Source organism: Promicromonospora sp. NPDC023987 (assembly GCF_040639055.1).
Classification (GTDB): domain Bacteria; phylum Actinomycetota; class Actinomycetes; order Actinomycetales; family Cellulomonadaceae; genus Promicromonospora.
On record NZ_JBEZZF010000004.1, the window covers coordinates 80511 to 92475 of the forward strand.

An 11965-nucleotide genomic window follows, 5' to 3' on the forward strand; every position below is an offset into this window, starting at 1 on the left:
CCCGTCACTCGCCGATGAGGCGCAGGAATCCGCCGAGCTCCATGAGACGGCGGACGCCGTCGGCGTCCAAGTCGCCCGGCAGGTAGTCGGTGAGCCGGGGTGACGAGATCACGACCGCGCGCCATTGCGCGCGCGAGACTGCCACGTTGATCCGGTTGCGCGACAGCAGGAATCCCATGCCGCGGGAGACGTCGTCGGGCGTCGAGGCCGCGAGCGTCAGGATCGCCACCGGTGCCTCTCGCCCTTGGAACATGTCGACGGTGCCGACGGGCACCCCGCCGAGGTCGACAGCCCGCAACGCCTGGCGCACCACGTGGACCTGGGCGTTGTACGCGGCGACGACCACGACGTCGTCGGGCCCGAGCGGGCGGGACGGCCGACCACCGCCCGGGTCCCACGCCCGGCCGAGCACGCCCTGCACCTGTCGCACCACCTCGGCAGCTTCCTCGGGGGACGACGTCGAGCGCCCCTCGTGCGTGACCGGGACGTGCACCACTCCGGGCTGTACGCCGTCGAGTGAGCGGGTGGTCGTGACGGGGTTGGCCGAGAGCCGGCCGGCGTAGGAGAGCTGGGACACGGCGGCACAGACGTCGGGGTGCATGCGCCACGACTCGGGCAGCAGATAGCCGAGCCCGTCGGGCAGCACGGACGAACCGGCTGCGAGCCAGGCGAGCGCCGACTCGTCGACCGGCTCGGGGTGTCTTCCCTGGCTGACCTGCGGAAGCTGCTGCGGATCGCCGAGCAGCAGGAGACGCTGCGCGGACCGCCCGACGGCGATCGTGTCGGCGAGCGAGAACTGTCCCGCCTCGTCGATGACCAGCAGGTCGAGCCCCTCGTCGGGCCAGCGTTCGTGGGCGAAGTCCCACGCCGTGCCACCCACGACACACCCGCCGGAGCTGCTCGCCGCGCAGTCCGCGAGCTGGGCGCTGGTCAGCTCCTGCCATGGTGGCGCGGCGCCCTTCTCGGTGACCTTCGCACGCTGCTTCTTCGCCACTTGCTCGACGGGCACCCCCGCCTTGTCGACGATGGCTCTCAGCATGTTCTCGACCGCCGCGTGCGACTGGGCCACGACGCCCACCCGCCACCCGGCGCCCACCAGCTTGGCGACGACGTGTGAGCCGACGTGGGTCTTGCCGGTACCGGGCGGCCCCTGCACCGCGAGGTAGGAACGGTCCAGCCGCTCGACGGCCGTGTACACCGCCGCCTCGAGATCGAGACCACCGTCAGCCTCGCCGCCGAGCTCCGGCAGTGCCCAGCCGTCCTGTCCCGAGCCAGCCAGGGGGCGCTGTCCTGAGCCTGTCGAAGGGCCCACCAGCCGCGGCGGCCGCCTGCGCAGGAGGTCGAGCGCGGCGCCGTCGGGCAGGGTGCGGTTCGCGTCCCAGGCGGCGAGCGCCGCGCGGGCGGCCTCCTCGACCGCGTGCTCCTGAGCGTCGTGGCCCGGTCCGTGCTGCGGCGCGAGCGCGACGGGTACCTGGTCGTGCGGCTCCGCTCCCCCGGACAGCCGCTCCCGCAGGACCACGATGTCCCGCCCCCGCGGGACGTCATCGCGCTCGCCGGCGGGCTCCCGGGCCTCCAGGATCACGCCGCCGGAGTGCTCACCTCGTACGGCCCGCGCCTCCAGCTCGCCGACGACGGGCGGCACCGGCTGGTCGTACAGCACGTGCACGGCCTCGCCGACGCCGAGGTCGGACCCGTCGATCCGGGAGCCGTCGAGCATGCGGCCCACCAGCTCGACCTCGCGGGAGGGGAGCCGATCGCGTCCCACCACGGCCCAGTCCCGCAGCACGGTCGAACGTTCCACGTGGAACGTCGAGCGCCGACCGGGCCATTCGTCGAGCGGTAGCTCGAGCCGGGCGTAGTGCTCCAGCCAGAACGGCTTGTCCTCGCGCTGGTAGTACCCGACGGCGGCACCCAGCAGCGCGAGCGCCTGCACCTCGAGCGAGCGCTCCCCCCGGTCCTCACCGACCCGCCGGGAGATCTCGTCGGCCAGCGCCAACCGCCGTTCCCGCCCCGCCCGCCGAGCCAGGACCCGCGGCGATTCCTCACTCGCCACGCCCACAAGCTCGCCCCCGGGTGACCCCGTCGGCACCTCCGCCTCAACAGCTCCCCCGACGCCACCCCCACCCACACGCGCGGCCGTCTCCCCACCCAAGTACGGTGCACCATCCCCAGAAGGCGAGCCACCAGCGGAGGCCGTGGGGAGCGAGAATGCGCGCGCGGATGTATCCGTTCCCGAAGTGGAGGGCCCCCTGGGGCCCGTGAACGCATCCGCGCGCGCGTTCTCGCTCCCCACGGCCGACCCAGCCGACCCGGCCGAGGGGGTCTCGACAGGCCCGACCAACGAGACTGACGAGACCGACGACCGCGCGAACCTCAACCACTGCAACAGCCGCAACGTCGACCGGCAGTCGTACTCGTTGTAGTCCAGGATCCGCTGCTTCAGCTCCGGTGCCCGGTCCGCGCCGTCAGCGGCCAGCTTCGCGTACTCCGCGTACTCCGTGACCGAGGCCGTCGCGCTCGTGACCCCCTCCCGCGCCGGGTCGTCCTGCATGTAGAGCGGTTCGAGCTTCTTGATCGACTTCGACCGGTTCGAGATGCGCAGGCATGACCGGACCACCGCGTACAGGTCAACCAGCACGCCGTCGCGCAGCAGCTGATCCACCTCGTCCTCGTACACCCCGTGCCGCGCCGCGATGGAGAGCAGGTGGGTCTTCTCGTAGGCCGCGTAGTGGTAGACGTGCAGGTCGGGGTACGTCCTCAGCCGAGCGTTGAGGTAGTCGACGAACCCGACGAGCGCGTCACGCTCCCCTGCCAGGTCGTCGGCCCAGAGCCCGTGGAACGGCGGGGTCTCGTCATCCGCGCCGGGGCGCTCGACCCAGCCGAAGAGGTAGTCGAGGCCCATGACCGGCGCCTGGCCGTCGCCGGGCAGGCGCGCCGCCTCCCACAGGGGGTCACCCTCGAAGTCGAAGAACACGTCGCCGGGGCTGGTGGGCGGGAGCCGGTCGATGGCGTCCGTGGCGACCAGCTGCCAGCGCAGCCGCGCGTCCGGCCCGTCCGGGTCGACACCGTCAGGCAGCTGGTCGAGTCCTACCGATCCGTCACCCTCGTCGAGCCCGAGCTGGAGGCGGGCCTGGGCGCGCAGCCCCTCGAAGCGGCCGGCGGCCATGCCCTCGGGCGGCTCCTCGGCCAGCGCGAGCGCGTCGATGGTGGAGATGCCTGACTCCGAGAGCTTCGCCCGTTGCCTCCCGTACACGCCACCGACGAGCAGGACGTCGCGGCGGGCAGCTGCCGCCTCCGCACAGTCCGGGCAGCTGCGGAGCTTGCCGCAGGCGAGGTAGCGGTCGTCGGTCCAGCTCACCGGGGCGTCGTCGGCCACATGGTTGTCGAGGACCTCGACGAGCCGCGCGTGCCGCTTGCGGAAGACGGGCAACAGGTCGGCGAGCCGGTGCGACGTGGTCTCCCCCGTGCCGAGCACGAGGTGCACCTCGGAGGTCGGGTCGATCCGCGCGTCCATGAGCTGGTTCGCGTACGCGGCGAGCTGGAGCAGCGCGCGGACCTTGGTGCGGCGCGCGAGCTTGGAGTCGTGCACGGCATACCGCGGCTGCGGTGTGAGGCTTCGAGCTCCGGAAAGCCGGGGGCCGGGATCTGTCGGCGGTCCGTCGCCCTGCTCCATCTCACCCAGTGGGTCGCGTACCAGGAAGTCGGCCCGGCCGTGGAACCTGCCGTCGAAGAACGAGGCCTGATAGACGACGTCGACGCCCTGCTCCATCGCGGCCAGCGTGCGGCCGTGCGCCTCGACGAGGTCGTCGCGGGCCATCCGGCGCGCGGGCGGGACCTCGAGCACACCGCCGGGGCGGCCGGCATCGGCCGGGCCGAAGGTGCGGAGGTGCCTCTCGAGGACGCTGCGCTCGTGGTCCTCGCCCAGCGCGGCGGTGCGGGCGAGCATCTCGTCCTCCTCCCGCACCCGGCGTGGGCTGCGGCCGAGGAGCTCATCGAGGCGTCTCAGCAGGCGAAACTCGCACTCGCCCGCGATCACGAGGTCGCTTGCCGAGTGCACGAGGGTGCCGGCGTCGTCGCGCTCCAGGAGGAACATGCCCCCAGGTCTATCAGTGACCCCTGACACGAGCGCGCTACTGTCGTCCTCGCAGGCGGCAGATATGTCCGGTTCGACCCCTTGTTCTGGCGCCAACCCGCCTGGATGGCCGATAGTGGGGCCGACCGTATCGAAGGAGCAACCATGCCCGTGCGCTTCAACCCGCCTCCGGGTTGGCAGGTGCCCCCGGGATTCCGACCCGACTCCACCTGGGCGCCCGACCCGTCGTGGCCCCCGGCCCCGCCCGGTTGGGACTACTGGGTCGACGGACCCGACGCGCCCCAGCCGGCGCCGGAGAACCGCGCCCCCGCGCCCCCGGCCCCGCCCGGGCCGCCACCGGCGCCCCCCGCACCAACCACCTCCGGTCCCGTCCCCACCTCGACGCCCGCCGACCAGGCGGACGCGGACACGAGGACCGTCGCGATCCAGGTGATCGACGGCGCGGCGGGCCGTCCGGCCCCCGGAGCTCCCAGCCTGTCCCCGGCGGACGCGATGGGCTCGACCATGACGATGGCGCCGATCAGTGCTCCGCCGGCTCCCGGCCCGCCCCGGCCCGGGTCCGGTCCGCAACCGGTCTACCCGCCGCAGCCGGGCATGGCGCCACCCCCACCACCCCCGGATACGCAGAAGAAGGGTCCCGTCGCGGGTGTCCTTGCTGCCTTCAAGGGTCTGGGCGGCAAGGGGGCGGCCCAGCCCGCTGACTCGCCATCGGCCACGGCGCCCCGTCCGGGACCCGGACCGCTGAGCATCGATGACGCTCCCCGCCCCGGTGCCGGTGCACCGATGGCCGCGGCCCCCGCGCAGGTGGCGCCGGTCAGACCACGCCCCGGCACGTCCGGGCGGCAGGGCGGCTCGCGCCCCCCCGGCGCCGGGCTCATGGTGGCCATCGCCGTAGCCGGGCTCGCGCTCGGCGTGATCATCGGTGTGGTCGTCACGGCTGGGCAGCAGGCCGACGCGAACCAGGCGATCACCGACGCCCAGGCCCTCCGGTCGGACATCGACTCGGAGCGTGCCGACATCGAGGCGGAGCGCACCCAGCTCAAGAAGCAGCGGGACGAGGTGGCCGAGCGCGAGCAGGCGCTGGGCGACCGGGAGGCCAAGCTCGACAAGCGCGAGGCTCAGCTCGACGAGCGCGAGACCGCGCTCGAGCAGCAGGAGCAGGAAAAGCAGGAGGAGCAGCACGAGGACGATGAGAACGGGAACGGTGACAACCCGGGCACCGTCTTCTACTGGAACTGCGACGCGGTCCGTGCCGCCGGTGCCGCCCCGCTCTCGAACGGCCAGCCGGGCTACCTGCCGCACCTCGACCGCAACGGCAACGGCGTCGCCTGCGAGGACGGCGAGTAACCTCTCCCGCGAGGTCCGGTGCAAAGAGAACGGACCGAGGCAGATCCCCAGAATCTGCCTCGGCCCGCTCGGGTGTTCCCAGCCCACGCCATCTCCCCAGACGAGACGTGGGCCGGGAAGTCCTACCCCCCGAAGAGTCCCTCCAGGAGGTCACCGAGACCGAGGGGATCCTCGTTCTCGGGAGATGTGGTCGGCTCCTTGCTCGGAGCCGGGTTGCGCGTACCGTCGCCGGGCGGCGCGGGCTCGTTCGCCGTGGAGGCGAGCTGCAGTGCCTCGCTCAGGTCGATCAGGCACAGCCGCCAGACGTCGGCGTCCACGCCCTTCGGCGTCTGCCAGAAGGACTCGCCCGTGAGCTGCGGAGGCGCCGTCCACTCGGTGCCGGTGCGCTGCGCGACGCAGGTCTCCATCGCGGGGACCTCGTTCGCCTGCGCGTCCTCGACCAGCATCGGGGTGAGCTCCGCGACCATCGGCGCGGGCTCGGCGGCCTTCGGCTCGTCCACGGACTTGCCGGCGACGTCGTGGATGACTGCACACTCCGGTGAGGTGCTGCGGCACCACGAGGCGCTCCACGTGTCCTCGTTCGAGTAGATGAACCCTCGCGGCTCCGCCGTCGTGCGGTCCACCTGCAGGACCCGCATCCACACGCTGCCGTCGCCGAGCACGTCGAACGGCGTGACCCGGAGCGAGGCGCCTGCCTCTGGAGCACCGGAGTCCGGTGCCGCGTGCGCCCCCTGCGCGCCCGCGGCATCGTCGGTCAGCGGATCGTCGAAGACGAGGAACTGGTCCCCGTCCGTCGCCGCGGACGAGAAGCCGAACACGAGTGCCGGCCCGCCGTCGGACGGCAGGACCATCGCGTCGGACGTGACGCCCCGCCAGAGCAACGTTCCACCGAGGTTCCCCTCGCGAAGGTTCTGGAGGGCGGTGTCGCCACCGGCCAGCAGCTCCAGGTCGGTGGCGCTGTGCCGCCCGTCGATCTTGGCCAGGGTCACCACCGCGAGATAACGGTCGCCACCACCGGCGGCCAGACCGAGATCAAGCACCACGGTGTCCCGGTCGACGCGGTACGACGCCGGCTCCGCCACCGTCCGCACACCGGGCGCGAGGTCGGCGAGCTCCGTCTCCGGCTCCGGTGACGGGATGTCCGTCGGTGACGGCGCCGGCGGGTCCACGTCGACCTCGCCCTCGAGGGTCGAGGGCGGCGCGTCGGTGGTCTCCACCGTGACCGGAGCGCTGCTCCAGAGGCCCGGGATACCCGGCAGCGCACCCGCGGCCCCCGCACCCGCGGTGGCGAGCGCCAGCGTGGAGGCCAGCGTCACGCCGGCCCGCCGGGTGGCGTGCTTGCGACGGCTCGACCGCAGGACCCCGTCGAGATCCAACGTCGACGCGGGTACCGCCGCGTGCGCCGACTCCCGGACCCGGGCGACGAAGTCGTCGTCGGGGGAACCGTGGGGGATGTTCATGTTCATCGGGTTCCGCCCAGTGGATCGACATCGAGGATCGCGCGCAGGTGGGCGAGGCCGCGCGACGCCGTGGACTTCACGGTGCCGAGAGGGATGCCGAGCTCGCTCGAGACCTCGGACTCCGACAGGTCCAGCAGGTGACGCAGCACCACGACACGGCGCTGCTTCAGGGGAAGTCGCAGGAGGGCGCGCACGACGGCGTCGCGGTCGTCCACGGTGCGCGTGGGCATCTTGGCCGCCGCGCGAGCGACGCGAGCGTCGTCCTGCGGCAGGTCGTCGGGGCCCGTCAGCACCTCGCGCCGCGTGCGGCGCCAGGCATCGATCCGCAGGTTGGCGAGCACCCGCCGGGCGTAGACCAGGGGGTCCCCCGCCCTGGCCTTGTGCCAGTGGCGGTAGCACCGCTCGAAGGTCTGCTGGGTGAGCTCCTCCGCACGGTGCGCATCACCGCTCAGGAGGAACGCCATCCGGTGGAGGGGGTCCTTCGCCTCCCGCATGAACACGGTGAACTCTTCGTTCTTCGAGATCTGTGCGTTCCTGCGCGCGTGAGTGGCCGTAGGCCGGTCTGTCCGCACGGGGAGCGAGGTTACGTCATCGGCGCCTGCCGACCCACCTCGGACCAGCCGGAGCGGCCGGGTCGCGGGGACGGGGTCGAGTTTCTCGGGGGTATCGCCCGACGCCGGTTCCGGCGTGGTGGTGGATAGGGAGTCTGGGGTGTTCTGCTCGGTGGTCACGGTCTCCAGGTCGTCCGCAGAGCTGGAGTCGGCGCGCACGACGTACAGCGTCACGGGCTCGGGGGCCCGGAACTCTGGCGCTGGTGCGCGCGGACTCGTGACTGTCACGAACGGAACACGGGCCAGCCGGGCCGAAGGTTCCATCCGGTTTCCCGGATTTCTTCGTCAGCTGGTGTGACCCGGGTCACCGGTGGCACGACGAAGGCACGGGTCAGGCGCGCAGGTCACTCGCGTGGCCTGCGCGTCTGACCCGCGCCCGAGGGTGAGCGGGCCGGTCAGCGCCGGAAGTCGAGCGTGCCCAGGAACGTGTGCAGGTCCGTCAGGCCCTGCTCCGTGCCGTCGAACTCGACCACCAGGAACAGGTTCTCGCCCCGGTCCTCCTGGTGCAGGTAGATCTGGGCCCAGTAGTAGTCGGCGGCACCGTCCTTGTTGTAGACGGTCGGCAGGACCTCGGCGTAGTCGGCGCCCGGCACCTCGATCATCTGGGACTGCGGCGCGTCCGCGCTCCGGGTCCACCAGAGCCCGCCGGGCTCGCCGCCCTGGACGTAGACCCGCTCCGGCGACTCCGTGTCCTCGGCCGCGCGCGCCTTCTCCTCCTCGGAGGCGTCCACCCACCGCTCGAGAGCTTCCGCGTCGACGCCGGGTTCCACGTGCGCGATCGTCGGCCCGGTCCACTCGACGCCCGGCGAGAACTCGCCCTCGGTCTCCTTGTCGGTCCAGCCCTTCGGCACCGCGAACCTCAGGCCGTTGTGCTCGGTCCTGGCCCAGTCGTCAGGGACCCGGTGCTCGATGGCGTCGAGCACCGGGGTCGAGAACGCGGGCTGGTACCAGTCCGGCTCCCCCGCGTCCTTGAGCCAGAGGTTGCCCACGAAGTTGCGCAGCATGGTCTCGCCCTGCTCGTTCGCCGCGAAGCGGGTCTCGATGACCCAGCCCTCGTCGCCGCTGCGGAGCGTGATGGTCGCCGGGCGGATGTCGCCCTCCCGCTCGTGCTGCTCGATGACGACGAGGTCCGCGCCCTCGACGTCCAGCGTCGTCGCGCCGGAGTCCTTCTCCGGAACGGTCCAGCCGCCGACGTCGAACACGTTCCGCAGCTCGATGGTGGCGTCCATGTCGTCGATCGTGCCGGTCTCGCCGAGACCGTCGGCCTCCGGATGCTCCGGGTCCAGCCATCCGGCGACCCCGCCCGCGTTGACGTCGCCGACGGCGATCCAGCCGCCCGGCGGCACCTCGTACCAGAGGCCACCGAGGATGTACGGGGCGTGCCCCCCGTTCTCGACGACGCCGCGCTCGACCCCCGGCAGCACCGGCAGCGTCCCGCCACCGGTCTTCAGGAACTCTGTCGGCGCGGCCCCCGGCTCTCCGCTCGGGCTCGCCGAGGGGCTCGGGGTGGCCGACGGCGCATCGCTCGCCGGGGCCGACTCGACGGACGTCCGGTCCGTGCCCGGCAAGGGTGCCTGCTGGTCGGCGTAGATGGCGCCCGCCGCTCCGATGCCCGCCCCGGTGAGAGCGAGGACCGCGACGCCGGCGGTCGCCGCGACCACTATCCGGCGCCGGCGCACGTTACGGACCGCCCGCGTCGCCATGGCGACAGCGTCCAGCGAACCCGGCGGCTCGATGGTGGAGCCGGCGGCACGCATGCCGGCCACCAGGGCCGCGTCCTGCTTCGCGTTGATGTCGTGCACGCTCATGACCGGGTCCCCCCGCCGTCGGACACCACGAGGGTGCGCAGGCGCGCCAGCGCTCGTGAAGCTGTGGACTTGACCGTCCCGGCGGAGATGCCGAGCTCCGCCGCGGTGTCGGACTCGGAGCGGTCGAGGAGATAGCGCAGGACCACCACGCGACGCTGCTTGACCGACAGCGCCATGAGTGCGCGGACCAGGCGGTCCCGCTCGGCGAGCCCGGCGTCCGACGCCGGAGCGCTCCGCTCCTTGGTGTTGCTCGCCGGGTCGTCGGTGAGCAGCTCGCGCCGGGTACGGCGCCACGTGTCGATGCGTGCGGTCGCCAGGACGCGGCGCGCATAGGCGAACGGGTCGCCGTCGCCGACCTTCTTCCAGGCCTTGAACGTCCGCTCGAGCGCGAGCTGCACCAGGTCCTGCGCGCGGTGCTGGTCCCCGCACAGCAGGTACGCGATCCGGTACAGCGCCGGGGTGTTGGCCTGCGCGAAGACCGTGAAGTCCGCGACGGGGTCCACGCCGCTCCGGACGACGGCGATCTCGCCGGTGCCCGGCTGTACGGCTGGACTCACCGCTACCTCGCTCATCCGGAACACCGCCCGGAGCTGAGGCCGGGAACGTGCCCCGGCGCTGGTTCGCGGCGCCGTGCGCGCCGCTTCGTGTACGTCATGCACCATAGACGCAGCCCAGGACCGCCGGGGTTCCGCTCTTTCCGAACGGGTTCTTACGAGATCCTGACGGCCCCACCCACGGCACCGGGTACACGCCGTCGCCGCCCGTACCCTTCAGAAGTGGCCAGAGTTCTCGTGATCGACGACGACGCCACCGTCGCCCAGGTGGTCGTCGCCTACCTGGAACGCGCCGGTGTGGTGGCCGAGCACGCCGCCGACGGCCCGGCCGCGCTGGCGGCCGCCGCCGCACACCCGCCCGACGCCGTGGTGCTCGACCTCATGCTGCCCGGCATCGACGGGCTGGAGGTGTGCCGGCGCCTGCGCACGACCCGCCCTGACCTGCCCGTCCTGATGCTGACGGCGCGGGGCGAGGAGGAGGACCGCGTGCTCGGACTGCAGATCGGCGCCGACGACTACGTCGTCAAGCCCTTCAGCCCGCGCGAGCTGGTACTGCGGGTGCAGTCGCTGCTGCGCCGCGCGGGGGCCGCCGTCGGACCCGCAGCGAGCGCCTCGGAGGCCCCTGCGGCGCCGTCACCACCGGCCGGGGGCTCCGCGCCCGCCCAGCGGGCGGCAGGGGCCCTGTACGACGGCGATCTACGCCTCGACCCCACGGCCCACCGCGTCGTCCGCTCCGGGACCGAGCTGCAGCTCACCGTGCGCGAGTTCGAGCTGCTGCGCTGGTTCCTCACCCATCCAGGACAGGTGCACGACCGGGAGGCGCTCATGCGCGGCGTCTGGGGCTGGGAGTACGGCGACCAGTCCACGGTCACGGTGCACGTCCGCCGGCTGCGCGAGAAGGTGGAGGCCGACCCGTCCCGGCCGAAGCGCCTGGTGACCGTCTTCGGCGTCGGCTACCGGTGGGACCCGACGCCGTCGGCCCCCGGGTCGCCCTCCCCCGCGTCGTCCGCCTCCGGGCCGGGAGGTGACGCGTGAACGAGCTCGAAGGTGTGGTCCTGTCCGTCTCCGTGGCCGCCGCGGTGGGTGCCCTGGGCGCCGTCGCGCTGTTCGCGCTGGCCCGGCGGAGGGTGGCGCTCGCCGCCACCCTCGCCCCGCTCGTGGTGGTGGGATCGGTGGCGGCGGGCGTCTACGCGAGCGCGCGGGCGATGTTCCTGTCCGACACCGACTCCACGACCGTCCTGCTGCTCCTGCTCGCGACGGTGCCGGTGGCGCTCGCCGTCGGCCTGGTGCTGACGGCCCGGATCCGGACGGTCACCACCGAGGCCGCGGCCGAGAAGGCGGCCGCGGAGCGCGACCGTGAGGTCGAGGTACGGCGCCGCGAGATGGTGGCCTGGGTCTCGCACGACCTGCGCACCCCCCTGGCCGCGGTCCGCGCCCTGGCGGAGGCGCTGGAGGACGGCGTGGGACCGGTCGACGAGCACGTGCCGCGCATCCTGGCGGAGAACCGGAGGATGGCCGCGATGGTCGACGACCTCCTGGCCCTCTCCCGCCTCCAGTCCCCCACGGCGACGCTGCGCCGCGAGCCGGTGGCGGTCGCGGACCTGGCCTCCGACGCGATCGCGGCCGCGCAGCCCCTGGCCGACTCGGGCGGCGTGACCCTCGCGTGGGACGTCACGGACCCGGTGGTGACGTCGCTGGACGCGCAGCAGGTCGGGCGGGCGCTGGAGAACCTGCTGGTGAACGCGATCCGGCACACGGGCCCCGGCGGCACGGTCCGCGTAGCGGTGGCGTGCGCTGAGGGCACCGCCGATTCGGCCCGCACCGTGGTGGTCGCCGTCGAGGACGAGTGCGGCGGCATCCCGGAGGCGGATCTCGGCCGCGTCTTCGAGGCGGGCTGGCGCAGCTCCGGCGCGCGCACGCCGGAGCGCGGCGACAGGCCGGGGAGCGGCGCGGGCCTCGGCCTCTCCATCGTTCGTGGAGTGGCCGAGGCCCACGGAGGCAAGGCAGAAGTCAGCAACACGCCTGACGGCACCGGCTGCCGCTTCACCCTCACCATCCCGACCAGTTGAGTGCGGGGTATCTGCGGAAAAAT

Annotated in this window: 8 protein-coding genes; 3 read left to right on the forward strand and 5 right to left on the reverse strand. The window is 73.0% G+C overall.

What is annotated here, in order from left to right:
* Window positions 1-4 precede the first annotated feature (4 nt).
* On the reverse strand, window positions 5-4093 hold the full coding sequence (locus AB0F40_RS03545) for a TM0106 family RecB-like putative nuclease (protein WP_357464265.1): 4089 nt from the start codon (window positions 4091-4093) through the stop codon (window positions 5-7).
* Window positions 4094-4237: 144 nt separating this feature from the next.
* Between AB0F40_RS03545 and AB0F40_RS03550 the strand changes: the two genes are divergently transcribed.
* Window positions 4238-5440, forward strand: a complete 1203-nt coding sequence (locus tag AB0F40_RS03550; protein WP_357464267.1) for an excalibur calcium-binding domain-containing protein — start codon at window positions 4238-4240, stop codon at window positions 5438-5440.
* 122 nt (window positions 5441-5562) lie between these two features.
* Here AB0F40_RS03550 and AB0F40_RS03555 read toward each other — a convergent pair whose 3' ends face one another.
* The 4 genes from AB0F40_RS03555 to AB0F40_RS03570 form a co-directional block, all read right to left on the reverse strand.
* A complete protein-coding gene (locus AB0F40_RS03555) occupies window positions 5563-6900 on the reverse strand; it encodes a hypothetical protein (RefSeq protein ID WP_357464269.1) in 1338 nt (445 codons plus the stop codon).
* Window positions 6901-6902: 2 nt separating this feature from the next.
* Entirely contained in the window at window positions 6903-7739 is an 837-nt protein-coding gene (locus AB0F40_RS03560) for a SigE family RNA polymerase sigma factor (RefSeq protein ID WP_357464271.1), read from the reverse strand.
* A 167-nt stretch (window positions 7740-7906) separates the two neighbouring features.
* Window positions 7907-9319, reverse strand: coding sequence for a hypothetical protein (locus tag AB0F40_RS03565; RefSeq protein ID WP_357464273.1), 1413 nt, complete (start codon window positions 9317-9319; stop codon window positions 7907-7909).
* On the reverse strand, window positions 9316-9891 hold the full coding sequence (locus AB0F40_RS03570) for a SigE family RNA polymerase sigma factor (RefSeq protein ID WP_357464275.1): 576 nt from the start codon (window positions 9889-9891) through the stop codon (window positions 9316-9318). Before AB0F40_RS03570 ends, AB0F40_RS03565 begins: the two co-directional genes overlap by 4 nt.
* Before the next feature lie 204 nt (window positions 9892-10095).
* On the opposite strand from AB0F40_RS03570, the gene AB0F40_RS03575 reads away from it, so the two are divergent.
* Both AB0F40_RS03575 and AB0F40_RS03580 read left to right on the forward strand, forming a co-directional pair.
* Window positions 10096-10908, forward strand: a complete 813-nt coding sequence (locus AB0F40_RS03575; protein ID WP_357464277.1) for a response regulator transcription factor — start codon at window positions 10096-10098, stop codon at window positions 10906-10908.
* Entirely contained in the window at window positions 10905-11942 is a 1038-nt protein-coding gene (locus tag AB0F40_RS03580; protein WP_357464279.1) for a HAMP domain-containing sensor histidine kinase, read from the forward strand. The genes AB0F40_RS03575 and AB0F40_RS03580 overlap by 4 nt, the downstream gene beginning before the upstream one ends.
* Window positions 11943-11965 lie beyond the last annotated feature (23 nt).

What these genes read in the sequence shown, in the direction of transcription:
- AB0F40_RS03565 (WP_357464273.1), bottom strand. Translation starts at nt 9,319, where the DNA reads ATGAGCGTGCACGACATCAACGCGAAGCAGGACGCGGCCCTGGTGGCC.
- AB0F40_RS03550 (WP_357464267.1), top strand. Translation starts at nt 4,238, where the DNA reads ATGCCCGTGCGCTTCAACCCGCCTCCGGGTTGGCAGGTGCCCCCGGGA.
- AB0F40_RS03545 (WP_357464265.1), bottom strand. Translation starts at nt 4,093, where the DNA reads ATGTTCCTCCTGGAGCGCGACGACGCCGGCACCCTCGTGCACTCGGCA.
- AB0F40_RS03570 (WP_357464275.1), bottom strand. Translation starts at nt 9,891, where the DNA reads ATGAGCGAGGTAGCGGTGAGTCCAGCCGTACAGCCGGGCACCGGCGAG.
- AB0F40_RS03555 (WP_357464269.1), bottom strand. Translation starts at nt 6,900, where the DNA reads ATGAACATCCCCCACGGTTCCCCCGACGACGACTTCGTCGCCCGGGTC.